Origin of the sequence: Oceanisphaera submarina (genome assembly GCF_046521305.1) — a bacterium.
Classification (GTDB): domain Bacteria; phylum Pseudomonadota; class Gammaproteobacteria; order Enterobacterales; family Aeromonadaceae; genus Oceanimonas; species Oceanimonas submarina.
This window is the reverse complement of record NZ_JBKGFN010000008.1, coordinates 50,965-77,927: the sequence shown is the minus strand read 5'-3', so window position 1 is coordinate 77,927 and position 26,963 is coordinate 50,965. Positions and strand designations below refer to the sequence as shown.

Annotated in this window: 20 protein-coding genes; 9 read left to right on the top strand and 11 right to left on the bottom strand. The window is 58.3% G+C overall.

Going from position 1 to position 26,963, the window contains the following annotated elements; all coding sequences use genetic code 11:
- The first annotated feature begins 3 nt into the window (after positions 1-3).
- From ACLEIV_RS09525 to ACLEIV_RS09515, 3 genes are all read left to right on the top strand, one after another.
- The gene (locus ACLEIV_RS09525) at positions 4-2,019 is read left to right on the top strand and encodes a UvrD-helicase domain-containing protein (protein ID WP_410456414.1); all 2,016 of its coding nucleotides are present in this window, start codon (positions 4-6) and stop codon (positions 2,017-2,019) included.
- Between the two features lie 263 nt (positions 2,020-2,282).
- On the top strand, positions 2,283-3,362 hold the full coding sequence (gene hppD, locus ACLEIV_RS09520) for a 4-hydroxyphenylpyruvate dioxygenase (RefSeq protein WP_410456413.1): 1,080 nt from the start codon (positions 2,283-2,285) through the stop codon (positions 3,360-3,362).
- A gap of 176 nt (positions 3,363-3,538) precedes the next feature.
- Positions 3,539-4,906: a sodium-dependent transporter gene (locus ACLEIV_RS09515; protein WP_410456412.1), complete on the top strand. Its 1,368-nt coding sequence runs from the start codon at positions 3,539-3,541 to the stop codon at positions 4,904-4,906.
- Between the two features lie 68 nt (positions 4,907-4,974).
- On the opposite strand, the gene ACLEIV_RS09510 is transcribed toward ACLEIV_RS09515, so the two are convergent.
- Both ACLEIV_RS09510 and ACLEIV_RS09505 read right to left on the bottom strand, forming a co-directional pair.
- Complete coding sequence (locus ACLEIV_RS09510; protein ID WP_410456411.1) at positions 4,975-6,075, bottom strand: FAD-binding oxidoreductase; 1,101 nt, start codon at positions 6,073-6,075, stop codon at positions 4,975-4,977.
- 87 nt (positions 6,076-6,162) lie between these two features.
- The gene (locus ACLEIV_RS09505; RefSeq protein WP_410456410.1) at positions 6,163-7,470 is read right to left on the bottom strand and encodes an NAD(P)/FAD-dependent oxidoreductase; all 1,308 of its coding nucleotides are present in this window, start codon (positions 7,468-7,470) and stop codon (positions 6,163-6,165) included.
- Positions 7,471-7,692: 222 nt separating this feature from the next.
- Here ACLEIV_RS09505 and ACLEIV_RS09500 point away from each other — a divergent pair, with 222 nt between their 5' ends.
- A complete protein-coding gene (locus ACLEIV_RS09500; RefSeq protein WP_410456409.1) occupies positions 7,693-8,646 on the top strand; it encodes a LysR substrate-binding domain-containing protein in 954 nt (317 codons plus the stop codon).
- A gap of 76 nt (positions 8,647-8,722) precedes the next feature.
- On the opposite strand, the gene ACLEIV_RS09495 is transcribed toward ACLEIV_RS09500, so the two are convergent.
- The 7 genes from ACLEIV_RS09495 to ACLEIV_RS09465 form a co-directional block, all read right to left on the bottom strand.
- Positions 8,723-9,085, bottom strand: a complete 363-nt coding sequence (locus ACLEIV_RS09495; protein ID WP_410456408.1) for a RidA family protein — start codon at positions 9,083-9,085, stop codon at positions 8,723-8,725.
- Positions 9,086-9,163: 78 nt separating this feature from the next.
- On the bottom strand, positions 9,164-10,792 hold the full coding sequence (locus tag ACLEIV_RS09490; RefSeq protein ID WP_410456407.1) for a BCCT family transporter: 1,629 nt from the start codon (positions 10,790-10,792) through the stop codon (positions 9,164-9,166).
- Between the two features lie 157 nt (positions 10,793-10,949).
- A complete protein-coding gene (locus tag ACLEIV_RS09485; RefSeq protein WP_410456406.1) occupies positions 10,950-12,200 on the bottom strand; it encodes a M24 family metallopeptidase in 1,251 nt (416 codons plus the stop codon).
- 51 nt (positions 12,201-12,251) lie between these two features.
- Positions 12,252-13,487, bottom strand: a complete 1,236-nt coding sequence (locus tag ACLEIV_RS09480; RefSeq protein ID WP_410456405.1) for an aromatic ring-hydroxylating oxygenase subunit alpha — start codon at positions 13,485-13,487, stop codon at positions 12,252-12,254.
- 504 nt (positions 13,488-13,991) lie between these two features.
- On the bottom strand, positions 13,992-14,603 hold the full coding sequence (locus ACLEIV_RS09475; protein WP_410456404.1) for a LysE family translocator: 612 nt from the start codon (positions 14,601-14,603) through the stop codon (positions 13,992-13,994).
- Positions 14,604-14,717: 114 nt separating this feature from the next.
- Positions 14,718-16,082, bottom strand: a complete 1,365-nt coding sequence (locus tag ACLEIV_RS09470; RefSeq protein ID WP_410456403.1) for a sigma-54-dependent transcriptional regulator — start codon at positions 16,080-16,082, stop codon at positions 14,718-14,720.
- On the bottom strand, positions 16,076-17,944 hold the full coding sequence (locus tag ACLEIV_RS09465; RefSeq protein ID WP_410456402.1) for an ATP-binding protein: 1,869 nt from the start codon (positions 17,942-17,944) through the stop codon (positions 16,076-16,078). Before ACLEIV_RS09465 ends, ACLEIV_RS09470 begins: the two co-directional genes overlap by 7 nt.
- 350 nt (positions 17,945-18,294) lie before the next feature.
- Between ACLEIV_RS09465 and ACLEIV_RS09460 the strand changes: the two genes are divergently transcribed.
- Both ACLEIV_RS09460 and cydB read left to right on the top strand, forming a co-directional pair.
- Positions 18,295-19,701, top strand: a complete 1,407-nt coding sequence (locus ACLEIV_RS09460) for a cytochrome ubiquinol oxidase subunit I (protein ID WP_410456401.1) — start codon at positions 18,295-18,297, stop codon at positions 19,699-19,701.
- 1 nt (position 19,702) lies between these two features.
- Entirely contained in the window at positions 19,703-20,692 is a 990-nt protein-coding gene (gene cydB, locus ACLEIV_RS09455) for a cytochrome d ubiquinol oxidase subunit II (protein WP_410456400.1), read from the top strand.
- 158 nt (positions 20,693-20,850) lie between these two features.
- Here the strand turns inward: cydB and ACLEIV_RS09450 are convergent, their stop codons facing one another.
- Positions 20,851-22,332 carry a Na+/H+ antiporter NhaC family protein gene (locus ACLEIV_RS09450; protein WP_410456399.1) on the bottom strand — a complete coding sequence of 494 codons (1,482 nt, stop codon included), beginning with the start codon at positions 22,330-22,332 and terminating at the stop codon, positions 20,851-20,853.
- Between the two features lie 152 nt (positions 22,333-22,484).
- A complete protein-coding gene (locus ACLEIV_RS09445) occupies positions 22,485-23,927 on the bottom strand; it encodes a glutamine synthetase family protein (protein WP_410456398.1) in 1,443 nt (480 codons plus the stop codon).
- Between the two features lie 189 nt (positions 23,928-24,116).
- Here ACLEIV_RS09445 and puuD point away from each other — a divergent pair, with 189 nt between their 5' ends.
- The 3 genes from puuD to puuC are packed head-to-tail and all read left to right on the top strand — an operon-like array spanning position 24,117 to position 26,961.
- Complete coding sequence (puuD, locus tag ACLEIV_RS09440; RefSeq protein ID WP_410456397.1) at positions 24,117-24,896, top strand: gamma-glutamyl-gamma-aminobutyrate hydrolase; 780 nt, start codon at positions 24,117-24,119, stop codon at positions 24,894-24,896.
- Positions 24,893-25,459, top strand: coding sequence for an HTH-type transcriptional regulator PuuR (puuR, locus tag ACLEIV_RS09435; protein ID WP_410456396.1), 567 nt, complete (start codon positions 24,893-24,895; stop codon positions 25,457-25,459). The genes puuD and puuR overlap by 4 nt, the downstream gene beginning before the upstream one ends.
- A 17-nt stretch (positions 25,460-25,476) precedes the next feature.
- Complete coding sequence (puuC, locus tag ACLEIV_RS09430) at positions 25,477-26,961, top strand: aldehyde dehydrogenase PuuC (protein WP_410456395.1); 1,485 nt, start codon at positions 25,477-25,479, stop codon at positions 26,959-26,961.
- Positions 26,962-26,963 lie beyond the last annotated feature (2 nt).

Here is a 26,963-nt window from a genome sequence, read left to right as displayed (position 1 = left end):
ACCATGCCGCTCTTCCGCGCCCACTGGCTGGCCCCCTGGTTCAACCATCCCTTTCTCGCTACCGAACCGACTGCCGACGGTCTGGTGCTGCATCTCAAACGCGAACGTCATGCCCTGGGCTGGACCGAGCTGAACGCGCCACCGATGCTGGCACAGGGGCGGCGGCTCTATCGGCTGCGATTGCCCTGCACTCAGGGCAATATAGAGCTGGGCTGGTTGCCGAAAGTGGTGGCCGAGCCGCTGTGCGAGGCCATCACCCTGGGCTGGTTTCGGCATCATGCCGGGCGGGTGGTCCCGCTGGCCGAGTCTTGTCTGGCGCTGCTGGAACAGGGATATCTGCGAGTGTCCCGCTGGCAACAGCTGAAGCAGTGGCTGCGGCAAGAACCGGTGGACTGGCGTCAATATGCGCCGCCCATCGCCCTGACCGACCGGGAGCGGGCCGCCTTCGAGCTGGTGGCGACCCTGATGGCGGCGGATGAAGGCTGGCGGGAGCAATGCTGTCAGGATTACTGCAAGCAGGCGCTGGCCGAGTACGGTGCCTTATTTGACGGACTGGAAGCCCATCCCCTGACCGAAGCCCAGCGGCTGGCCTGCGTGGTGGACGAAGATCACAACCTGGTGCTGGCCGGCGCCGGCTGCGGTAAAACCAGTGTGATGGCGGCGCGGACGGCTTTTTTGCTGGCGTCGCAACAGGCCCGGGCCGGTGACTTGCTGTTGCTGGCCTTCGGCAACGAGGCGGCGACGGAAATGAGTGAGCGGTTGGCGCGTCGCCCGGAGACCGCGTCCGTCAAGACCAGTACCTTTCATGCTCTGGGGTTGATGATACTGTCGCGGGTAGCGGGCAAGAGCCCGCGGCTCAGCCCCCTGGCGCAACAGGAAAGCAGCCGCATCGATACCTTCGCCGGCTGGCTGGAGCAAGACTGTCAGCAGGACGAGCATTATGGCGTCCAATTGCATGACTGGTTGCGGCGGCATCGCTTTCAGGTCGTGCCACAACCGGACTATCGGCGGCTGGCGCGGGAGTGGGCACCGCTGGTGGCGGCACTCAAGCTCTACGGCGAACCCGAGCCGGAGGAACTGACGCCGGCGCTGAGCGAGCAGCTGACACTGGTGCGGCCGTTGTTGCACCGTTACCAGCAACATCTGGCCAAGCTGGGCGAAATCGACTTCGACGACATGATAGAGCAGGCCACCGAGCAGGTGCGCCGGGGCCGCTTCGAGGTGCTCTGGCGCCATATACTGGTGGATGAATTTCAGGATATTTCCGCTCCCCGGGCCGCCCTGCTGCAGGCATTGCGTGACGCCGCCCCCGGGTTGTCGCTGTTTTGTGTGGGCGACGACTGGCAGGCCATCTATCGCTTCAGCGGTGCCGATGTGTCGCTGACCACCCGCTTTGTCGAGCATTTCGGTGCCAGCCGGATCACCCGTCTCGACAAGACCTTCCGTTTCAACAATCAAATTGAAAAGGTGGCCAGTCGCTTCGTTACCCGCAACCCGGCACAATTGCCGAAGACGCTCGGCACCCATCATCGCAGCGACTCGCCCAGCGTGCATGTGCTGCCGGTCGACAACGACAGCCAGATGGACACCGTGAGCCGGCTACTGGGCCAGATTGCCGCCAACCGGGCCGATGCGTCCGTGTACCTGCTGGCCCGCTTTCGCTTCGGCCTGCCGGACGACGCACAGCTGGCCGGCTGGCGCCGGCGCTTTCCCGAACTGAAGCTGGAGGCCCAGACCCTGCACGGAGCCAAGGGCAAGGAGGCGGACTGCGTGATCATGCTGGGGCTGAATCGGGGCAAGTTCGGTTTTCCGCCCGAGCAGAACGGTTCGGCTCTGCTGGAGTTACTGCTGCCGGAAGCCGAGGCCTTTCCCCATGCGGAAGAGCGGCGGCTGTTCTACGTTGGTCTGACCCGCGCCCGGCAGCAGGTGTTTCTGCTGGCCGATCGGCAAATTCCCTCTCCCTTCATCAAGGAACTGCTCGAAGGCGGTTACCCGGGTGTCAGTCGTTGGCAGGGATAGCCCCTTCGGGAGCTGTAAGCCGTCAGCTGTAAGTTTTAAAAGCCGTCTCTCCGGTGCGGGGGAGCGAAATGACAATATGCCTGCTCCGCAGGTATGACGTTGCGCCTGCAGGCAACACCGGGCGGCTTACAGCTGATCGCTGACAGCTTACGGCTTTGGTTTCGCCTGTAATTCTTTCTTTACATCTTGTTGACCCGGCTCCGGCCCGGGAATGCCCTCCTCCCTTATACTTAATGCGCATCATCAGGGGAAAGGAGAGCATCATGGCGGTGAGCAACAACAAGGGGCTGTGGGACAATCCCATGGGGACCGATGGCTTCGAGTTTGTGGAGTACGCCTCTCATGAGCCCCGGCGGCTGGCCGAGCTGTTTGAACGGCTGGGGTTTGTAGCCATCGCTCGTCATCGAAGCAAAGCGGTGACCCTGTATCGTCAGGGCGACATCAACTTCATCCTCAATGCCGAGCCCCACAGCCGGGCCGAACAATTCACCCACCTTCACGGTCCCGGCGCCAACGCCATGGCGTTTCGGGTCAAAGACGCGGCAACTGCCATCAAAGCGCTGGCGGCGCAGGGCGCCACGGTAGTGGAGTCCGGTGCCGGGCCCATGGAATTGCAGATCCCGGCTATCGAGGGCATCGGCGGCTCCCTTATCTATCTGGTGGATCGCTATGGCGATCAGAGCATCTTCGATGTGGACTTTCGCCCCATTCCCGGCGTGGATCAGCACCCCAAAGGCGTGGGCCTCACCTATATCGACCATCTCACTCACAATGTGGAGATGGGGCATATGGACTTGTGGGCCGGTTTCTACGAGCAGCATTTCAACTTTCGTGAAATCCGCTACTTCGACATCGAAGGCAAGCTCACCGGGCTGCGCTCTCGGGCCATGACCAGCCCCTGCGGAAAAATTCGTATTCCGATCAACGAGTCATCGGACAAAAAAAGCCAGATCGAGGAGTTTCTGCAGCAGTACAGAGGAGAGGGGATACAGCATATCGCCCTGGGCACCGATGATATCTATCGTACGGTGGAAACCTTGCGTGACGGTGGCATGAGCTTCATGACGACACCGGACACCTATTACGAAAAGCTGGATACTCGTCTGCCCGGCCATGGGGAGGATCTGCCCCGCCTGCAGGAAAACCAGATCCTGATGGACGGTGCGCCCACCGAGGGCCAGGGTTTGTTGCTGCAGATCTTCACCGACACCGTGATAGGGCCGATTTTCTTCGAAATTATCCAGCGCAAGGGTAATGAAGGCTTCGGGGAGGGGAATTTTCAGGCGCTTTTCGAATCCATAGAAGAAGATCAGATCCGCCGGGGTGTACTGAAACAGGAGTGAGCCAGGTCAGATTGAGTGATGAAATCGGCATAAAACTGAATTTTCTATAGCAGGCCATTTTTTATCTTAGTCATTAATGGCAAACTAGCAGGACATACTGTCAGCTAACCTTTACACCTGGTGTGGGGGAGAATCGCTGACATTTTTTGTGTCCAGTAACAGGAGTGGCAGCGCCCGTGGCGGAGAACAATCAGCAGGCCGGCAACCCGGCCCAGTGGTCCAGCCGTTTTGCCTTTATCATGGCGGCGGTAGGGTCGGCGGTAGGCCTGGGAAATATCTGGAAGTTTCCCTATATCACCGGTGAAAATGGCGGTGGCGCCTTCGTGCTGGTGTATCTGGCCTGTATCGCCGTGATCGGCCTGCCGCTGATGATGGCGGAAGTGATGCTGGGGCGCCGTGGCGGCAAGAGCCCCATCGGTACCATGGAACGGGTGGCGGCCACCGAAGGTCGCAGCAAGGGATGGGGAGGGATCGGCATTATGGCGACCCTGGCGGCGTTTCTGATCCTCTCTTTTTACAGCGTCATTGCCGGTTGGACCATGCCCTACATAGTGTCGGCGGTCAGCGGTGAATTCAATGGCATAGCGGCGGAAGACTCCGGCGCCCTGTTCGGCGGCCTGCTGGCCTCGCCGGGTGAGCTGCTGTTGTGGCATTCCATCTTCATGGGGCTGACGGTGCTGGTGTCGGCCGGCGGCGTACGGCATGGCCTGGAGCGGGCGGTCACCAAGCTGATGCCGGCGCTGTTCGTACTGCTGCTGATCCTGGTCGGTTATGCCATGACCACGGGTCATTTCGGCGAGGCGGTCAGCTTTCTGTTCAAGCCCGACTTCTCTGCGCTCACCGCCGAGGCGATACTGGTCGCGTTGGGGCATGCCTTCTTTACCCTGAGTCTGGCCAGCGGTGCCATGATGGCCTACGGCGCCTATCTGAAAAAAGATGTGTCCATCGCCCGCACTTCGGTGGTGGTGGCTGTTATGGACACCGGCGTGGCGCTGCTGGCGGGGCTGGCGATCTTCCCTATCGTCTTCGCTAATGGGCTGGAGCCGGGGGCGGGCCCGGGGCTGATCTTCGTTACCCTACCGGTGGCCTTCGGCCAGATGCCCGGCGGCAGCTTCTTCGCTTCCCTGTTCTTCGTGCTACTGCTGTTTGCGGCCTGGACCTCGTCCATCTCCATGCTGGAGTCACTGGTCAGCTACCTGAATGAAAAAGGCGTGAGTCGGGTCAAGGCGGCCATCGGTGGTGGCCTGGTCGCCTGGCTGGTGGGTATTACGACCGTGCTGTCGCTCAACGAATGGTCCGGCTTTACCCCGCTCGACATGTTTGCGCGTTTCGAAGGCAAGACACTGTTCGATCTCTATGATTACCTGACCGCCAACATCATGATGCCGCTCGGCGCCCTGTTTACCGCCGTCTTCGTGGGCTGGAAGATGAAGCCGGCGCATTCCGCTGCCGAGCTGGGCGGCTGGCACTGGGTCTGGTTTCCGGTGATCCGCTACCTGTCGCCCATCGCGCTGTTGATCGTGTTCTATTTCAACCTGAAATAAATACGGCTGCGAGACAAGAATGGGAGTAGCTGGGGCTCGGCCGCCCCCATTCTTGATACCCTTCCTGCTTAATAAGCAACGACTAGATCTTTCTCCGGGATGCTGCAGCAGCTGAGGATATAGCCTTCGGCGATATCGGTCTCGGAAATGCCTCCGTTATGTTCCATGGTCACCTCGCCAGAGATTTTGAGTACCTTGCAGGTACCGCAGATACCCATGCCGCAGGCTTTGGGGATATAGAGCCCCAGCTTGGAGGCTGCGCTATGTACGGTTTCACCCGGGGCAATTTTGACACTTTTGCCCGATTGGGCGAAATCGACCCGTAGCATATCCTCGCTGACCAGGTTATCGCTTTCTTCTTGGGCCTGCTCAATTTGTTCGGCCACATCTGTCTTGACCTCATCCGGCGTAGCCCCGAAGCTTTCTTCGTGATAGCGAGCCATGGGAAAGCCCTGGCGTTCGAGTAGGGCTTTAACGGCGCGCATATAGGGAGTCGGCCCGCAACAGAAGATTTCCCTGTCCATAAAGTCGGGAGCGATCAGCCTGAGCATGTCTTCTCCCAGGTAACCGGTAAAGCCGCTCCAGGTATCACCGATCTCATAGCGCTCGCAGATCAGGTTCAGGTTGAAGTTAGTTACGCGTGAGTCCATGTGCTCCAACTCGCGGCGGAAGATAATGTCTTTGGGTGTGCGCGCGCTGTGCACAAATACCATGTCCACCTCGGCGTTACTGTCGAACCACCAGCGGGCCATGGACATCACTGGGGTGACACCGACGCCACCGGAAAGCAGTAGCACCTTGTTGGCCGAGTGATCGATACAGTTGAAATTGCCGACCGGACCATGTACTGCAATCTCATGACCTTCCTGCAGGTGATCATGTAGCCAGTTGGAAACCAGGCCGCCCGGGACCCGCTTGATGGTGATAGAAAAGCTGTAGGGAAGCGAGGGAGAGGACGAAATGGTGTAGCTGCGCATTACTGGCCGACCGTCGATTTCCAGCTCCAGGGTGACAAACTGACCCGGTTTAAAGAAAAACATCACCGGCTGCTCGGCCATAAAGCAGAAGGTTCTTACATCCCAGGTTTCCTGGATGACCTTGACACAGCGCACCAGATGACGGCCATTGACCCAGGTCTGGGTATTCACAGAGTGTACGGAAGGGGTCATGATTGTTGCTCTCTTGGGGAATCAATGGATTCGGAGTAAGGGGAAAATCCCCGGCTTGTGCCTGCTGACGATGGCCGGGGACGCGGTTTATATTTCACCGGCCGCCTTGCCGGATTCGTAACGCAGCCGGATACGGGCGCCCACGGAACGAAGGGGATCGGGTGGCACCCAGCTGGGCTGGTTGTGCCGGCGTATAAAGGCGAGTTCGTCACTGTTACGACCGGCAATCCATTCGGCCAGGTAATAGCCCAGGTAGGTGCCCTTTGCGACCCCGACCCCGTTCATGCCGCTGAGCGCATACAGGTTGTCTGCCGACTGCTGGAACAAGGACTGGTGATTGAGAGTCATGCACAGCATACCGCCCCAGGTATATTCGAAGTCGAGTTCGCCCAGTTCCGGGAAGCGGGCGGAGAACGATGCCCGGTGTTGCTTCCAGGCCCGGTCCAGAGTGTGTTGATCGGTCCGCAACGAGGTTTCGAAGCTGAAGCTATTGCGGATAAAAATGCGTCTGTCCGGGGTCAGGCGTACCGTAGTGCCGGCAGGGTGCGCAGAGGTTAGGCCCCAGGGAGCTGTCCCCGGGAAATACTGCTCGCTCATGGGGCGAGTCAGGCTGGCATAGGTGAACACCGGCGCCAGTCGCTGCTGGAACAGGCCAAACTCTTCGCCAAACGAATTGGTGCTGAGCACCAGTGTTTTGGCTTCGATCTCGCCACCCAGGAAACCGGCTCTGTGGGGGCTGCCATATTCGATGCCGGTGACCGGGCTGTTTTCAAACAGGGTGACATTATCGGGCAGCGCCAGCGCCACCCCCTGGGCCAGGGCCGCCGGGTTCATCAGTATGTTATCCGGTGTGTACACGGCCTTCTGGTAATACCCCGTGCCCAGCCGCTGCTGTAATGCGGAGCCTTCGATGACCTCATAGGGGGTATGCAGTGCATCCAGGGTCCTAGTGAAGCTATCGAGATGACACAAATTGCTGGCTTCATGAGCGGAAAAATACTTGCCTGCCTTCTGCCATGAGCAATCAATGCCATTTTGCTGGCGAATCTGATCCAGCCGGCTAATGGCAAAGCGGTTGAGCTGATAGACCTTCTTGTCGATCTCGGGGTCGGCATTGGCATCCAGATTATGGGGCAGATCTATGATAAAGCCGGCATTCCTGCCCGAGGTACCCTGGCCGACACGCAGGGCATCGACCAGGGCGATGCGGCTGTCGGGCCATAGTTCTGCCAGGCGGCTGGCGGTAGAGAGGCCGGTGAAGCCGGCGCCGATAACGAGCGCATCGAATTTATGCTTGCCCTTTAGCCGGTCTCCCTTGGTGCGTCCTGTTAACGGCGATGTTTCATACCAACCGAGTTCACCATCGATGGCAGGAAGGCGGTGTATCTTTTTCATGGTCGGGCTCCTGATATGTTATGTAATCGATACTATGTTTTGACAAAATATTTACAATGGACGAATAAGCACCGATTGATTCCTGTCAGGAATATCAAAAGACAGGTGATACCGGGCGAGAAATATACGGAGGCTCTTTGACTCTGTACTCTTTACCTATGAGACTGGATTACTGGGTAGTATGATGAAAAGGAATGAGTTTAATGACATGGAGTCGAGATAATGAAACCTCTGTTTAAGCAATTGCCACCGTTGCTGACTCTTACCTTTTTCGAAGCCGCGGCCAGGCACGGCAGCTTTACCCGCGCTGCCGACGAGCTGTGCGTGACCCAGAGTGCGGTCAGTAAGCAGATCAAGCTGCTGGAGGAGTACTTAGGGATCGAGGTGTTTTATCGGGAGCGTCGGCAGGTGATGCTGACCGATGATGGCCAGAAGCTGTTTATCGATGTAAAAATGGTGTTGTGGCAGTTAGCGGACAGCTGCAACCTGATCCGTTCCCACGTCTACAGTAAAAACATTACTATCGTTTCAACGGTTGCGATGGCCAATTACTGGTTGTTTCCCCGAATTGCCCGCTTCAACATGGAATACCCTGATATCAACATCAATATCTATGCCACCGACGATATCAATGAAGAACATTGCCGCAAGTCGGATCTGGGGATCCTTTACGGTTATGACAAATGGCAGACAAATCTGACCGGGCACTATCTTTTCCGTGAGCGTATTTACCCTATCTGTGCCTATGATATGTCATTGACCGAGATAAATACGCCCGAAGATTTACTGAATAATCGCATTGTTCATTTTGACCCCTTGAAGTGGCGTTGGATGAACTGGGGCGATTGGTTCAGTTACTTTGGTATTCATTACCATGTCCCTTCAAACTCGTTGATTTTCAATCAGGTCCCTTTGGCGGTCAATGCTGCCCTGAAAGGGATGGGAATCACCCTGGGTTGGGAGTTCATGCTCAAGGAAATGCTGGAAAACCGCTTTATCAAGATAGCCGGAGATTTTTATGTCGAAACCGGCAGGGCCGATTACCTGGTTTACAGCACGACAAAACCCTTGTCGGCTTCGGCCGGTATCTTTCGTGACTGGTTGCTGAATGACGCAGAGAAAGATGTAGCCCAGCTGGATGCCATCGTCAACAATACCGATGTACAGGCCGACTGAGCTCTTGTCAGGGGGCTTGTTACAGAATACAAACAGGGCCCGTCAACCAGGCCCTTTGAATCATGGTAAGTACGACTCAAGCTTGCGGCGTTGCCAACGCTACGGCCTGAGCTTCGATAAGATAGCTCGGGTCGGCCAGTGCCGACTGGACACAGGCCCGGGTGGGTTGGTGGGCATTGTCCAGCCAGGCTTCATAGACTTCATTCATCGCATCGAAATGACTCATGTCACTGAGCCAGATATTGATGCTGATTAATCGCGATTTATCGGAGTGGGATTCTGATAACAGCCTTTCTATTTTTGTCAGAACCTCTGTGGTCTGTTGTCTAATATCACCCTGCAGGTTGTCGGAGACCTGACCCGACAGGAAGACGAAGTTATTGACCGCTACCGTCTGGCTCATGCGCGGGCTGCTTTTTTTACGTAAGATAGTCGTCATCTCGGTTTCCAGTAGTATGTATGGATTTTGGTTTATATTATTTTTAATAAATGAGGTGGGAATTACCCGCCCCGTATATCACACCGGCTCACTCTGTATTTTCGCTCCCTGTCTTCTGGTAAACGCAGATTTTAGGGTGCCGAGACACATCAGTATCATGATCACCGAGAAGGGTAGCGCACCTATGACCATGGCCGTTTGAATGGCACTGAGGCCTCCAGCCAGCATCAGTGAGCCCACCACCAGGGTAAGGATGGTTCCCCAGATCACGCGGTGACTGACACCAGGTTGGTCGTTACCGCCCGCCATTATGGTGTTCAATACCAGCACGCCGGAGTCCGCCGAGGTAACCAGGTAGGTCAGGATCAGCAGGATCACCATCAGCGACATGCCCATGGCTGCCTCGGCCGGTAGCAGCTGCTGCAGAGTAACGAACATCTGGGATTCGATGGCCGAGCCTATTATGCTGCCGTTGGCGCCACCGTTCAGCTCCAAATCCAGGGCGGTACCGCCTAGCAGGGCGAACCAGAAAGCACACATCAGGGTCGGAATTATCATGGCACCCATGACGAACTCTCGTATGGTGCGGCCCCTCGAAATTCGAGCCAGAAACAGCCCGACGAAGGGAGCAAAGGCGATCCACCAGGCCCAGTAATAGATAGTCCAGCTACCCTGCCATTGACCCAGTTCTGACTCTCTGTCCCAGACGGTAAAGCTCATTGCCGGCAGCTCGATCAGATAATCGGCCAGACCGCTGATATAGGTTGAGAAAGCAAATCCGGTGGAGCCGAAGATAATAAACACCGCCAACAGGATAAAGGACAGCGTCAGGTTGATATTACTCAGCCATTTGACGCCCTTGCCGACGCCGGTCATGGCTGACAGGGTAGACAGGCCCATCACCAGTAGCAGGGCGAGCACCATGGCCGTGCTGGTGGGTTTACCCGCGTCATTCAATAACCAGGAAGCACCGGTGACGCTTTCAAAGCCGGAAATCAGCTGCAGCACGCCGGTGCCGACCGTGGTGGAGATCCCCAGTACGGTCGCCACCACGGCGATGATATCGATGGCATGGCCCAGAGGGCCGTTCAGTCGGTCACCAAACAGCGGGGTCAGGGCGGAGCGGATGGTCAGCGGTTGGTTCAGTCGATAGGCGAAATAAGCCATGGCCAGGCCGACAGAAACATAAATGCCCCAGGCATGCAGCCCCCAGTGGAGGAAGGAGAAGCGCATGGCAGATTCTACGGTGTCGGCGGTTTTGGCGCTGACCGCCCCCTTGATGACTTCTGGATTACCGGAAAAGTGATACATGGGCTCACCGATGGAGTAGAACATCAGCCCTATGCCCATGCCGGCACCGAACATCATAGCAAACCAGGAAAAGTTGGAAAATTCCGGACGTTCCTGATCCTGGCCCAGCTTTATTTTACCCAGCGGGCTAAGAGCCATGGTAAGACAGAAAAGAAGGAATAGACTGACCGAGATAATATAATAGGAATTAAACATCGAAAGCAGTGCGGTATTGACTACACCCAGGGCTTCTGTCGCTTTGTTTGGCATGACGATGGCAAACAACACTAGCGTAACAATAATAACCTTGCTGATAATGGTAATCGTTGGATTCAGGCCTTTATAGAATCCCTGTTTAGAGGTGTGTATGTTGACTTCTATATCAACTGGGTTGTTTACTGTGTTTTCCTTAAGCATTTTCTCTCCTTGATCACATTAAAATAAATTTAAGTGAATCATCCTTGGCGGTGTAAATTGGTGATGTAAATCTATAGGCGCCCTAACGGTAAATGTTTTTAAATTAACAGAGTGTAAATGAACAAGGCTGTGAGTCATATAACCCACAGCCACATGGTTAGATGAGCCAGCCTTCTTCCCAGCGGTAGCTGGAAAGCGGCACGCATCCATCTTTGGTGATCAGTACCTGTTCCTCCAGCTTGATACCTTCTTTTCCACCTTCTACGGCGATACAGCTTTCGATGCAAATAGTCATATTTTCTTCGAAAACACCGTCATAACCCGACTTTTCCCAGTCGTCGCCTGCATGGGCAATGGCCGGATACTCATCCGCCATGCCGATACCATGGGCGACGCAGCAATAGCGGTTCTTGTAGAACTCATCGGGAATGGGCCAGCTCTTGTCGACAAATTCCTTGATGCTCATTCCGGCTTTCAGGATATCCATGTTGTGGTGTATTTGCTGATAGGCGGCGCTGTAAAGGCGACGTTGCTCGTCCGTCGGACGTACATGGCCTACTGTCCAAGCGCGGGAGATATCGGCGCAATAGCCATAGGGCCCAATCATATCCGTATCGAAGGCGATAATTTCCCCTTCGTTCATCACCCGATTACTGCATTCCTGCATCCAGGGGTTGGTACGCGGCCCCGAGGCCAGCAGACGGGTTTCGATCCACTCGCCGCCATTACGGATGTTCTCGAAGTGCAGATAGGCCCACAGTTCCTGCTCTGTCATGCCCGGGCGCAGTTCGTCGGACATGCGTTGTATGCCGTGTTCGCATACGGTGATGGTCCATTTCATCAGCTCGAGCTCTTCTGCCGATTTAACGGAGCGGGCCTGCTCCAGCAGGGGTTGCCCCTGCTGGAGCTGAACTCCCAGGGCATTGAGGCAGGGCACGCCTTCCGGCTCCATCTTGTCGACCGCCAGGCGCATGTTTCCGCCTCCGTGTTGCCGGAGCAGATCGGCGATCTCTGCCGCCCATACCTTGGCCTTTTCCGATACCCGTGGGCCGGCGCCAAAATAGGCCCAGTTGATGGCCATGCGCACTTCATCCACGGTTTCCAGGTGTTCGCACAGGTGCTCACAGTTGTGGAATTCCCAGATGATCACCGGCCCGTCGGCAAAGACCATGGCATAACGGGAGGCGTTGTGGGCGGTCCAGACCTGCATATTAGAGGCATCGGTGGCGTACCGGATATTGACAGGATCATAGAGCAGCACGGCCGCACAGTCGTTCTTGACCAGTTGTTCCCTGACCTGTTGCAGGCGATAGGCCCTGGCCGCCCTGTGTGTTTCTTCCGAGACGGGGTTCCTGAGTGGCTGATCCCGGGCGATATCATTGAGATATGAATGCTTGGTTTCGAACATGTTTTTACCTACCGAAAAAGGTGCGATTGAGCCGATGAGAACGAATCTCTGTTAAATTCCGGATTGTAACTGCTTGATGTACCAGCCGATGAAATTCATCACCAGGCCCTCGGTTTCTTCCGAATACTGTCCCGGCCGGTATGCGTCGGAACGAATGCCGGCATGATTGACCTCTGCCAGCCATCTGTCCTGATCATTGGTCTTGACCCACACATGAGTCAGGTTATCCAGGTCATAGTCGACCCCTTCCCGGGCGTCTTCATGCACCAGCCAGCGGGTGCGTACCAGGGTTTCGTCTTCCGAAATGGGGATGGCCATGGTGGTGACCACATGGTCACACATGAAGTGGTGCCAGGAGTTGTAATGGGTCCACATGGACAGGTCGCTGTTGTCCGGCACACTGAAACCGGGTAGCAGTTTCTTGCAGGCCAGCTCGCCGTTCATGGTCTGCGACAGGGCGCCGTTTTCCAGAATCATCATCATGGCGCGATACCAGCGATCCTCGGTCAGATCCAGCGGCTCGTGAGTCATGCCCATGCTGTCCCACAGGGGGCGCTTGACCGCATAGGCCTCGTCTATCTTCTGGGCGATGGCGGCGGCTTCCCGGGGATCGTCCGGCCAGCCGAACCCGGCACCAAACGGAGGCCAGCTTTTCAACAGCTCGGGGTGGTTGGCGTTGCAGTGGTAGCATTCCCGGTTATTTTCCACCACCAGTTTCCAGTTGGCCTTTTCGATGATGTCGATCTCTTTGGCGACCTTGAGCTTGTCCAGCTGATAGAAGCCCACATAGGGAGCAAGATCCGCTTTCATCTTCTCTATGTCGGCATAGGAGGGGTCTTCCGACAGGTTGATAAACAGCAGGCCGGCGATCGACTCGATGGCGACGGGCTTGAGGCCGTTGCCCTTGCAGGAGAAGGACTCACCCATGCGTCCGGCGTAGATTAAGTCGCCGTTCAGGTTATATGTCCACTGGTGGTAGGGGCAGACCAGGTTGGGCACATTGCCTTTGTCGGTGGTACAGATCTGGGCACCCCGATGACGGCAGGAGTTATGGAAGGCGCGGATCTCGCCCTGTTGATCCCGAACCAGTATGATGGAGTTGTTATCCACCTGAACCACCCTGAATTCGCCCTTCTTCTTGAACTCGGATACCACGCCGGCATAAATCCAGGTTTTCTTGAATACCTGCTCCATATCGAATTTGAACATCTCTTTGGATGTATAAAACTCGGCCGGCAATCCCTGCCCATGGCGATATTGACGTAACAGCTCAGCGATGTTTTCCATTTCTTATTCCTCGAAAATAATCTATTGATGCCAAGAGGTTAAATAAAACAGTCAATACTTATCCGGCTGTTGAGCAGGATGTTCAATGTGTTCGATTTAATCCGAGTTAACGGTTTTTTATTAAATTAAAACGGCTGTTGATTATTGGATTGCTTCATCCAGCACAGCCGATGTTCCCTGCGCCTTGCAGTTAATGCATTGTTCATTAATGAGGTGTTATCAACAAGTGACAAATAAGACTCTGTTGATGAGTGTCAGGAATGTGTCGTGACGGGATTTTGATGTGTTTCGTGAGTGTTGTTGAAATAAAATATTAATTATTGAGTAATTTGAAATGGCATGTCCATTTGCGACCGGTTTATTCCCGAAAGCGAAATGGACCACATGTAGCTACCTGAATAAATTACCATCTTGTGATGATATTGGATTCGCTCTGATATGGCTGGCAAGCAGGTTATTACTTCCATATCACCATTGCGGGCAAGGTATGCGAGCGTTCCCCCCTTAACGAGCCAGCGGCAGCCAGCCGCCGAGCAGCACGAACAATCCGGCGCAAATTCGGTTGAAACGACGTCCGCTCCGGACGAGCCAGGCGCGGGTACGCTGGGCAAAACTGGCAATAAAGACTTCGGTCACGAACTCGGTCAACGCAAAGGTGGCCGCCATCACCATAAACTGGGTAAACAGCTCGCGATCCGGGTCGATGAACTGGGGCAGAAAGGCGGCGAAAAACAGCACCGCCTTGGGGTTGGTCAGCGCCGACAGCAGGCCCTGGCGAAACAGGGAGCCGCCGCTGCGATAACTGCCTTGCTCATGAGGATCGGCACTGGGGGCGGGCGCCCGCCACAGCTGAATGCCGAGCCAGATCAGGTAGGCCCCGCCGATGATTTTCAGGGCGGTAAACAGGGTTGCGGAGGCCTGCAGCAAGGCACCGATACCGAACAGCGACAGGGCGATGACGATGGTAAAGCCGAGGACGCCGCCGGCCACGGTAAACAGGGTTCTGCGCCGACCGTAGAGGGCGCCGTGGGTCAGCGCCAGCAAGGTGTTGGGGCCGGGAGTGAGCGACAGGCCAATCATGGCCGCCAGAAAGATAAGCCAGGTGTCCAGTGCCATCGGTGGTGCTCTTGTACGTTGGAAGATGGCGCAATATAGCAGCAATATCCATCATGCCGTAACCCCTCGCCCTGCGGGCTGGTGTCGGAATGCTGTCGGCTCCCCGAAAGGGGCTTAAAGTCCATACCTCTCTATCTTCTTCAGCAGCCCCTGGCGGGACAGACCCAGCGCCTGGGCGGCGTGGGTACGGTTGTGGTCGAATTTGGCCAGCGCCTGGCTGATCAGGGTGATTTCCAGTGCCCGCACCTGGGCTTCCAGGCTGTCACCGGGTTGGGCTGCGCTGGCTTCACTGTCAGGCTGGGCATCTGGGTAGAGCAGGGCTATGTCTTCCAGGGTGATGACGCCGTTTCTGGCGATGGCGGCCACGCTGTCGAGGGCGCTTTTCAGTTCGCGCACGTTGCCCGGCCAGCGGCGTTGAATAAACCAGTTGAAGGCGGCGGTGTTCGGGTGCAGCGGCGCTTGTTTATTGTCCCGGGTCTGGAGCTCGAGAAAATGGCTGATCAGCAAGGGTATATCTTCGTGTCTGTCGTCCAGCGGACGGGTATCGATATTCACGCCCTTGATGCGATAGTACAAGTCTTCCCGGAACTCCCCCGTCTTTACCTTCTCCGGCAGATCCGCGTTGGTGGCCGATACCAGCCGCACGTCGATGGTTTCCAGGCTGCGGCCGCCCACCGGGTAATAGCTGCCTTCCTGCAGCACCCGCAACAGCTTCACCTGCATCGGCAGCGGCATTTCGCCGATCTCGTCCAGAAATAGGGTGCCGCCGTCGGCCAGCTTGAGCAGGCCGTCGCGGGCCTTGTCGGCGCCGGTAAAGGCACCTCTGGTATGGCCGAACAGCTCGCTTTCCAGCAACTCGGCGGGAATGGCCCCGCAGTGCACCGAGATAAAGGGGCCGGCGGCGCGATTGCTGAGCGAGTGCACCGCCTTCGATATCACTTCCTTGCCGGTGCCCGAAGGGCCGGTGACCAGCACCCGCACGTCGGTGGGGGCGATGCGGCTGACCAGGGCGCGGATGCTGTTCATCGACGGCGAGGCGCCAATCAGGGTATCCAGCCCCTGCTGGCTACCCTGTTGGTGCTTGAGGCTGTTGAGCTCGCGCACCAGCTGATGCTTGGTGAGGGCGCGTTTGACCACCACCGCCAGCATGTCCGGATCTATGGGCTTGGCCAGAAAATCCCAGGCTCCCTGGCGCAGGGCTTCCAGCGCCAGCTCGCGTTCGCCATGACCGGTGAGGATGATTACCGGCCGGTCGATGAAGCGGGGCAGCGCCGCCAGGGTCTGCTGCGGATCGAAGTGGGGGGGCAGCGACAGATCGAGCAGGATCAAATCTGCATCGAAGTGCGCCAGCCCGGCGTTCAGCTCGTCCAGGCTGGCGCCTGTTTGCACCTGATAGCCTGCCGACTCCAGCCACTGGGAGCTCAGGGTGCGAAAGGCGGGTTCGTCGTCAATCAGTAGGATGCGGGGTGGGTTCAACATGAGCTGTCCTCGGGGAAAAAGAGTTCGAAGGTGACCGGCCAGCCCAGATCGCTGCGGTGACGAATTCGGCCGCCATGGGCATCCATGATCCGGCGTACGATAGAGAGTCCCAGGCCACTGCCGCCACTGCGTCGGCCGACGAAGGGACGAAACAGGTGGCTGAGCATGTCCTCGGCCACAGCGGGGCCGTTGTTGTGCACCCGTACTATGCCGGGCTTGTTACCGGCCTCGATACGGATCATACCGTCCGGCTGATTCCGCACGAAGGCCAGGGCGTTGTCGATCAGATTGACCAGCACCTGTTGCAGTCGATAGGCATCGGCACAGAGGCGGGCGTCTTCGGCCAGGGCGCACTCGAAGCGGGTGTGCTGCCAGTCGAACTGGGGGCGCAGGCTCTCCAGCATGGGGCCCAGCGTTATGAGCTGGCGTTGTACGCCGATATTGCCGGAGTAGGCGAGCATGTCCGAGATCAGCCGGTCGGCGCGCTTGAGCTGGGTCTGGATCATGACCTTGCGCTCGGGCTCGAGCCCGGCGGAGGCCATGGAAATGATATTGAGCGGGTTGCGCAGCTCGTGAGCCATGGCCGCAGACAGTCCGCCCAGCTCCACCAGGTGTTGTTCCGACAGCCGCTTTCGCTCGGCCTCGGCCAGTTGCAGCGAACGCTCCAGCAGGCTGCAACGGGTGGTCAGCAGCGAGGCGAACACCTCCGCCGCCAGCCTAAGTCCGGGCGTGACATCCTCGAATCCCTGCAGCCGGGATTGCCAGCCCTGGTGCTGGTGGCGACAGATAATGCAGGGGCCGTCGACGGTGGGGGGGCTGTCTCCATTCAACAGCAGCCGTACCAGCACCGGCTGACCCATCTGGCGGGCCAGCAGTTGCTCTGCCGCCGTGCTCAGCTCGGTCCAGTGTCCGGCCTCGGCCAGGCGATTGAGCCAGGTGTCCAGCAACTGCTCGTCAAGCCGGCTGCCGGGGTAAATCAGCCGCTCCACCAACTTGCCGACCGGTCGGTACAACGCCAGCGCCAGCATCAGCAACAGCATGGAGTAGAGCCATAGCTGCCACTTGGGCACGCTGGCCAGCGCCTGCAGGCCAAACTGACCGGCCATGGAGCTGAGCAGGGCAATCAGCCCCATCACCAGCACCGTCATCAGTATCCACAGCAGCGCCCGGTTGGCCCAGGCGTTGACCTCCAGCATCTGGTAGCGCACCACGCCGTACACCAGCAAGACCACATAACTCGGTAACAGCAGCATGGGCCAGGGATACCAGTAGAGGCCGAGGGAGGGGAAAATGAAGCTGGTGGCAAGCCACAGGCCCCAGGCGCCGGCGGCGAACATGGCGGCGATGGAACGTCGGCGGTTACCACGATGTACACGCCAACCCCACAGCAAGAGAGCGTGGGCCAGCACCCCTATGCCGATGGTGTAGGCGATGTTGAACCAGCCGGCGCCACTGAACACGAAGTAATGGCTGAAGGGGCCGAAGGCGATAATATTGCCGCCGCCCAGCGCCAGGCTGGCGCCCATTACCAGCAAGGCCGCCAGATAGAAGAGGCCGCGTCGGCGGGCCAGGCGGTCCAGCCAGGGTCTTTGCCCCGGCCCCTGATTGACGAAGCCGACGGCGAAGTCGAGGAAGAAGGTGGGCATCAGGGGATTGGCGAGGATCAGCATCTTGCCCAATCCTTCCCAGCCATAAAACACCGACACATGACCGCTGCACCACAGCGCCATCATGATGCCGAAACCGGCCAGTGCCTTCATGCTGCGTCGGCGGCGCGCGCGCCAGAACAGCCAGGCCGACACCAGCAGGGCACAGCCGCCGGTGAGCAGCATCATCAATTCAAAAGTCAGATCCAGCGCCATGTAGCCTTCCCGTCATGTAAACCCGGTTGTGTAAACCTGTCGTGTAAACACCGTTGACACTTTAGTGGGAAAAGACTGTAAACCTGGTTGTCAGTTGAGGCAAGTTTTGGGCACTTTATTGATCCAGGCCAAGGCGGCTGCAGCTTGTCCGATTGATGGCATGCTTTGTGCTTTATCTATGAATCAACAGGTCAACCCTCGGGTCAACCAATCGGATTGAGTCCATTTTGGAGATAGATTTTATGAACATGACCGCCTTGGTACTGGAATTTTCTGCCATCTTTATTGTTCTGATCCTGGCAGCCCTGCCTGCGGCCGTTAACCGCTTTCAACGTCGTTAAGGAGAGAAGATGGAACTCGATGCCGCCATACTGTCGCGGATTCAATTCGCCTTTACCATCAGCTTTCACATCATCTTTCCCGCCATCACCATCGGCCTGGCGACGGCCATCGCCATCTGGGAAGGCCTGTGGCTGAAAACCCGTAACCCTGTTTACTTCCAGCTGGCCAAGTTCTGGATCAAGCCCTTCGCCATTACCTTCGGCATGGGCGTGGTCAGTGGCATAGTGCTGTCGTACGAGTTTGGCACTAACTTCTCCCGTTTTTCCGAGCTGGTTGGTCCGGTATTGGGCCCTCTGCTGGCCTACGAGGTGCTGACCGCCTTCTTCCTGGAGGCCGGTTTTCTCGGCGTCATGCTGTTCGGCTGGCAACGAGTAGGTGAAAAACTGCACTATTTTGCTACCTGTGTGGTGGCGGTGGGTACCTGGATTTCGTCGTTCTGGATTATCGCCGCCAACTCCTGGATGCAGACACCGGCAGGCTACGAGATTATCGACGGTCGCTTCGAGGTGGCTAGCTGGATGGAGGTGATCTTCAACCCTTCTATGCCCTATCGGCTGGCACACATGTTGCTAGCGGCCATGCTCAGTGCCACCTTCGTCATCGGTGGCGTCTGCGCCTGGTACCTGCGCAAGAACCGGGAGCAGGCATTTGCCCGCAAGGGCTTGTCGATGGCGTTGTGGGCGGCACTGGTGCTGGCGCCGCTGCAGGCGGTCGTTGGCGATTTTCATGGCCTCAACGTGAAAGAGCATCAGCCGATCAAGGTGGCGGCGATGGAAGGCATCTGGCCCGAGAAGGAAGCCGGCGCCCCGTTGCTGCTGTTTGCGGTGCCGGACATGGAAAATGAGACCAACCACTTCGAAATCAAGATCCCCAAGCTGGCTTCGCTGATCCTGACCCATGAGCTGGACGGCGAGCTGCAGGGGCTGAAATCGGTGCCCGCCGACGAACGGCCCTATGTGCCGTTGGTGTTCTATTCCTTCCGTGTCATGGTGGGGCTGGGCATGCTGATGATCGGCGCCGCCTTGTGGGGGCTGTGGTTGCGCCGTCGTGGTGGCCGCTTCGAAAGCAAACCCTTTCTGCTGCTGATGACGTTGATGATCCCCACGGGTGTCATCTCGACCCTGGCCGGCTGGTATGTGGCGGAAGTGGGCCGCCAGCCCTGGCTGGTACACGGCCTGGTGCGCACCATTGAGGTGGTGACGCCGCTGCCGGCGGAGCGAGTCCTGTTTTCGCTGACGCTGTTCGTGTTGACCTACAGCCTGCTGTTCTGTGTGTATCTCTATTTCATGGCCAAGCTTGTCCGCAAGGGCCCGCCGGACATGGCCCGGCTCGAGCAACACATGATTGGCGTCAATGCGCCCGGCTTTGCCCTTGCCTGGGTGAAGAAACTGCAACACCAAGTGGTGGAGGACTGATATGGATCTGGCACTGTTCTATTACCTGTTACTGGGCTTTGCGGTACTGATGTATGTGGTGCTGGATGGTTTCGACCTCGGCCTCGGCATTCTCTATCCCTGGTTCAGGAGCGAAGGCGAGCGCGATCACATGATGCGCTCCATCTCCCACGTGTGGGACGGCAACGAAACCTGGCTGGTGTTTGGCGGCGTAGTGCTGTTCGCCGCCTTTCCCGCCGCCTATGCGGGTATTCTGTCGACCATGTATACCCCCATCATCATCATGCTGCTCGGGTTGATTTTTCGTGGCGTGGCGTTTGAATATCGCTTCAAGTCGCACCGTTCCAAGCCCTGGTGGGACAAGTCCTTCTTTCTCGGCTCGGCGGTGGCCACCTTCTGTCAGGGCACCATACTCGGCGCCGTGGTGCAGGGGGTGGATGCGGGCCCGCTGGGGGCGCTGGACTGGTTGACGCCTTTCAGCGTGTTTACCGGCTTTGCGCTGATGGTGGCCTACGCCCTGTTGGCCTGCTGCTATCTGGTGATGAAGAGCCGGGACAAAATCATGGCCCGCGCCGCCCATCTGGGGCGCAAGCTGGTGCTGACCATCATGGTTGTCATGGTGATCGTCAGCCTCTGGACCTTGTACGCCAACCTTGAGGTACGGGCGCGCTGGTTTGACGGCATCAACTTCCTGCTGCTGTTGCCGCTGCCGTTGCTGAGCGCCCTGTTCGGCTGGTTGCTGTATCGGGATCTGGATGGCGAACCCCACGAGACCCGGCCCTTCTGGCTGGCGGTTGGGCTCTTCATCCTCGGCTTTGCCGGCCTGGTGGTGGGGCTTTTCCCCTATCTGATCCCGCATCAGATGACCCTGTGGCAGGCCAGCGCCCCGGATTCCAGCCTCAAGTTTCTGCTGCCGGGCATCTTCATCTTTCTGCCGTTGATCTGCGCCTATACCCTGTGGGGCTACCGCATCTTCTCCGGCAAGGTCGAGGACTTCGAAGAGGGTTACTGATGGCAAACAATAATAGGGGCTGGCTGTGGTTTGCCGGCCTGTATCTGGCCGGTGTGCTGGCGGTGATGCTGGCAGGCATGGCCATCAAGCTGGCCCTCGGCATCTGATATAAAAAAGGCTCCCTCGGGAGCCTTTGTGCTTGCAGGTAATAAAGGGTATTACACCAGCCAGAAGCCTGCTGCCAGCAGGGCGACCAGGGTGATGGCACCGCCGATCAGGGCGTAGGGCAGCTGGGTCAGGGCGTGATCCATGGTGTCGCACCCGGCACCCTGGGCAGACAGCACGGTCGAGTCGCTGAAGAAGCAGGCGTGACTACCGAAGGCCGAAGCCGACAGCAGCGCGCCGACTACCAGCGGCATGGGGACGTCCATGGACTGGGCCAGGGGAACCACTATCGGCAGTGAAATCACGAACACGCCCCAACTGGAGGCCGTGCTGAACACCACCATCGCCATCACCAGAAACACCACAGCGGGCAACAGTGCCGGGGTGAGAATGGGGGTGACGGTATCGATGATGTAGCCGGTCATGCCCAGCTGGTCGTTCACTTCCTTCAGAACGAAGCCGGCGCAGACGGTAGCCAGCGGATACAGCATCACCTTGAAACCGTCCAGCGTCGCATCTACCTGATCCTTGAATGACAGCAGTTGCTGCACCGAATACAACAGCATGGTGAAGCCCAGCGCCACCAGCACCCCCTTGAGCAGATCAATCTCGTAGTAGACGCTGGCGAACACCAGCACCAGCATCGGCAGCAGAAAGTTCAGCAGCCCCAGCCAGGCGGGAATGGTTTTGTTGGGAACCTGCTCTTGCGGATCTTCCCAGCCATCGGGTACCGGTTGACCGGACCGGGCTCGGGCTTCGGCTTTTTTCATGGCGCCGAGATCGGGCAGACGATTGGCCGCCACCAGCGCGACCACCAGCAGGGCGGCCCAGCCGTAGAGCATGTAGGGAATGCTGTCGATATAGAGCGACATGCCCTTTCCGGCATCGGTGGCGCCCGAGTCTTCGAGCAAGGAGGCGAAGAACACCGCCCAGGTGGACACCGGCACCAGAATACAGATGGGGGCGGCGGTAGAGTCGACGATATAAGCCAGTTTTTCCCGCGAGATTTTATAGGTGTCGGTGATCTTCTTCATCGACGAAGACACGGCGAGGGAGTTGAGGTAGTCGTCGATAAACACCACCAGCCCCAGGCCGACGGTGCCGAGCATGGCGCCTTTGGGCGATTTGATGATACGGGTCATGAAGTTGCCGAAGCTGAAGACGCCGCCGCCCCGCGCCAGCAGGTTGATAAGACCGCCCATGATGCCGCACACCAGGATCAGCCAGGCGATGGTTTCGTCCATCATGACCGCCAGGGTGACATCTGCCAGCGGTGTTACCAGATTGGTGGGGTCGATCAGCAGCAGACCGAGCAGACTGCCTGCCAGCAGCGATTCTACCGTTTTGCGGGTCAGCACCGCCATGGTGATCACCAGTGCCGCCGGCAGCAGGCTGAGGGCGCGGTAACCGTCGCTGGTATCAACCGTAAAACCCAGCCAGGCGAAGCCGAGCGCGGCTAGCAGGGCCACCGCCAGGCCACGCCACAGCGGTGGCCATTTCTCGGTGGGCTCTAGTGCCAGAGTGTTGTCTTTCATTGCTATTTTCCTTGATCGAGGGGCCGACGGTCACGTCGGTCATGTCCCTATTGTTTGCAGTGGGCGGCTCGGGCCGCCTCTCGATATTCCGGCGTCGTGATTCCGCTCCTGACGGGCAGGATCAGGCGCCGAAAATTCGTGCCAATGCCGGATCAGGCATTTTTCAGCATCCATTCCAGTTCGATATCGGAGATCTGGCGCTCGAACGCCAGCAACTCATCGTATTTGCAGATGCGATAGACCTCGATGAAATCCTCGCCCAGATAGCGCTTGAGCGGCTTGCTCTGTTCCAGCACCTGCAATGCCTCGCTCTGGCGGGTCGGGAAGGGCACGCCGATCTGTTCCATGCCGTTGCCGATGACAGGCTCCGGCAGCGGCAGTTGCTTGTCCAGGCCGTGCAGCAGGCCGGCAAGAATAGTGGCCATCACCAGATAGGGGTTGGCGTCGGCGCCGGCTACCCGGTACTCGATGCGACGGGCATCCTCGTCGCCGCAGGGAATGCGCAGCGCCACGGTTCGGTTGTTATGACCCCATGAGGCCTGGGTCGGCACATACATGCCGGGTTGGAAGCGGCGGAAGGAGTTCATGTTGGGGGCCAGTAGTGCCATGCTGCCCGACATCAGATCCAGCATGCCGGACAAGGCCTTGTGCAGCAGTGGCGAGTCTTCGCCCTCGGCATCGGCAAAGAGGTTGATGCCGTTTTCATCCACCACGCTGATATGCACGTGCAGGCCGCTGCCGGCGTGTTCTTCGTAGGGCTTGGCCATGAAGGTGGCGTCCATCTCGTGCTGTTCGGCCACCAGCTTGATTAGCCGCTTCAGTGCCAGAGCCTGATCGCAGGCGGCCAGCACATCGTCGGTATGGTTGAGATTGATTTCGAACTGGCCCGGGGCGGCTTCGGCTACGGCGCCGTCGGCAGGCAGCCCCTGTTGTACCGCCAGACCGTCTATTTCGGCCAGGATGTCGGCGAAGTTGTTGAGGTTGTCCACCGAATAGACCTGGCTGTAGGTATCCCGCTTCTGGGTCAGGGGAGATCGGGGAGGCTGCAGGCAGCCGGTGTCGTCCCGTTCTCTGTCCACCAGATAAAACTCCACTTCCAGTGCCACCACCGGCGTCAGACCACGCGCCTTGACCTGTTCCCATACCCGGGCCAGCACGTTGCGGGGCTCGAGCGGGAAGGGCTGCTCATCTTCCGTCACCATGGTCAGCAGCAGTTGGGCCACGGTGTCGGGATCATTGGCCGAGGGCACCAGGGTGTCGGCAATGGGGAAGCAGGGCAGATCGGGTTCGCCGATATCCTGGCCGACGCCGGTTTCTTCCACCACGTTGCCGCGAAAGTCCATGGCAAACACAGATCCGGGAAAGAAGCAGCCCGCCTCCAGCTTGTCCAGCGCGCTTACCGGCAGCCGCTTGCCACGAAAGATGCCGTTCAAATCGGTGAGCAGCACGTCTACGTACTGGGTGTCCGGATACCGGGCCAGATACCCGGCTACCTCTTGTTCAAATTTACTCGGCGCGGGGGCCGCAACGGATTCGTTATGCTCCGGCATAATAGCCGCCACCGGAGACAGGGACTTTAATGATTCTGCTTGCATGTTAATACCGCCATGTGGTGTTTAAAATATTGAACATTAAGGAACATAGATTTGTTTATTTTGTTTTGCAAGTGTTAATAAATATTGAGCGATAAATTAACGTGTGCTAGCTTTTTGGCTTATATTTGACGAAAGGCCACCCATTTGCGGTGTCTGTTCAGAATTTAGAACATGTGTGAGGAGTTTGTTGTGGTTGATATATTTAACAATCCTGTGATCGGCGTCATCATGTGTCGGCAGCAGCTGGGGCCGCATCCGGCGATGACGCTGCAGCAAAAATATCTCGATGCCATTCTGGCCGCTGGTGCCTTGCCGTTTCCGCTGGCCCATGGATTGCTGGAAGACGAACAGAGTCTGACGCAGGCGCTGGCCATGCTCGACGGCCTGCTGCTCACCGGCAGCTACAGCAACATGGAACCTCATCATTACGGTGAAAGCGGTGATGAGCCCCACACAGATCCGGGCCGGGATCGGCTCAGTCTGCGGTTGATTGCAGAAGCGCAGGCGCGGCAGTTGCCGTTGCTCGGTATCTGCCGCGGCTTTCAGGAAATGGTGGTGGCCAGCGGGGGGCGCCTGCATCGTCGGCTGCACGAGACCGGTCTGTTCGAGGAACACCGGGAAGACAAGTCGTTGCCGCTGGAGCAGCAATACGGACCGGCGCACCACATCATCCCCAGCGCCGGCGGCCTCTTGAGCCGACTGGCAGGCCCGGACGCACAGCAGGTGAACTCGCTGCACATGCAGGGCACGAACCTGGTAGGTGAAGGTGCCCGGGTCGAGGCCACGGCGCCCGACGGCCTGGTGGAGGCCATCAGCCTGCTCGATCATCCCTTCGCCCTGGGAGTGCAGTGGCATCCGGAGTGGCAGAGCCGGGATAACCCCCTGTCGTGTGCCCTGTTCGACGGCTTTGTCGAAGCCTGTCGTGATTATCATGCTCGTCAGGCCCCGGCGGAAAGGGCACCGGCATGAAGGTACTCGACGAGACTGGCCTGGCCCCGGGGCAGCGTTTGGCCCGCTTGCGCCAGTTGCAGGGGATGAGCCAGCGCAAGGTGGCCGAGCTGGCGGGGCTGACCCACAGCGCCATCTGCACCATAGAGCAGGACAAGGTCAGCCCGGCGGTCAGCACCCTGCAGAAACTGCTCGGGGTCTATGGCCTGTCGCTGTCGGAATTTTTTGCCGACCCGCTGCCCGCCAAACGCCGCAAGGTGGTGATCAACCCGGAAGAGCTGATCGAAATCGGCAGTCAGGGGGTGTCGTTCAAGCTGGTGCATAACGGTAACGACAAGCGGGCACTGGGGTTTCTGATAGAAAGCTACGCCCCCGGCAGCAGCACCGGCGGTCATATCAAACATAAAGGCGAAGAAACCGGCACCGTGCTGGAAGGCGAAATCGAGCTGACGGTCGATGGCGAGCGCTATGTGCTGCGAGCCGGGCAGAGCTACGTGATTGACACCGGTCTGCCTCATACCTTTACCAATATTTCCGATCGGGAGTGTCGCATCATCAGCGCCCACACCCCGGCCAACCTGTAACGCATACGGAGAACAAGATGGAATCCAGAGACAAGGCCTACTGGCAGGCACAGGCGCAAGAGCTGACCATAGAGCACCGGTTGTTTATTGCCGGCGAATACCAGGAAGCCAGAGGCGGTGAATCCTTTACCCGCATCAATCCAGCCACCGAGCAGCCGTTGGCAGAGGTGAGCCGGGCCCAGACGGCGGATGTGGACGCCGCCGTGGCGGTGGCGCGCCTCAGCTTCGAGTCCGGCGTCTGGTCCGAGGCGGGCCCGAGCCGGCGCAAGGCGGTGTTGCTGCGTCTGGCCGAGCTGATGGACGAGCACAGGGAAGAGCTGGCGCTGCTGGAAACCCTGGATACCGGCAAGCCCATTCGCCACAGCCTGCGTGATGATATTCCCGGCGCCGCCCGCGCCATTCGCTGGTATGCCGAGGCGGTGGACAAGGTCTACGGCGAAATCGCTCCTACCGACCCCGGCGCGCTGGCGCTGATCAGTCGCGAGCCCATCGGCGTGGTGGCGGCCATAGTGCCCTGGAACTTCCCGCTGTTGCTGGCTTGCTGGAAGCTGGGCCCGGCACTGGCGGCGGGTAACTCGGTGATCCTCAAGCCCTCCGAAAAATCTCCGCTGACCGCCATTCGTCTCGGTGCCCTGGCCCGGGAAGCCGGTCTGCCCGATGGTGTGCTCAATGTGCTGCCCGGTCTGGGGCATGAAGCGGGCAAGGCACTGGCGCTGCATCAGGACGTGGACTGCCTGACCTTTACCGGCTCTACCGGGGTAGGACGGCTGCTGATGGAGTATGCCGGTCAATCGAACATGAAGCGCATCTGGCTCGAAGCCGGCGGCAAGAGCGCCAATCTGGTGTTTGCCGACTGCCCGAGCCTGGCCAGGGCGGCGAAGGCTTCCGCCGCCGGTATCTTCTACAACCAGGGCCAGGTGTGTATCGCCGGCACCCGGCTGCTGGTGGAGGAAAGCATCAAGGACGCCTTCATGGTCGAGCTGAAGAAAGCCGCCGAGGCGTTCAAGCCGATGGATCCGCTCGATCCAGAATCGATCATGGGGACGCTTATCGATGCCGATCACCATGGCAGCGTGTGCCGTTACATCACCGAGGGGCTGGAGCAGGGTGCCGTGCTGACCCTGGATGGTCGCAGTCAGAACGGCAACTTCATGGGGCCGACCGTGCTGGAGCAGGTTAATCCGCACATGACGGTAGCGAAGGAAGAAATCTTCGGCCCGGTGCTGGCGGTCACGACCTTCAGCGATGAGGAAGAAGCGGTGCGGCTGGCCAACGACAGCAAATATGGCCTGGGCGCCGGGGTCTGGACCTCGGATCTGCGTCGGGCTCACCGGCTGGCGGGCAAGCTCAAGGTCGGCTCGGTATTCATCAACAACTACAACGACGGCGACATGACGGTGCCTTTCGGCGGCGTCAAGCAAAGCGGTAATGGTCGTGACAAGTCGTTGCACGCGCTGGAAAAATTCACCGAACTCAAGACTACCTGGCTGGCGCTGGATTAAGG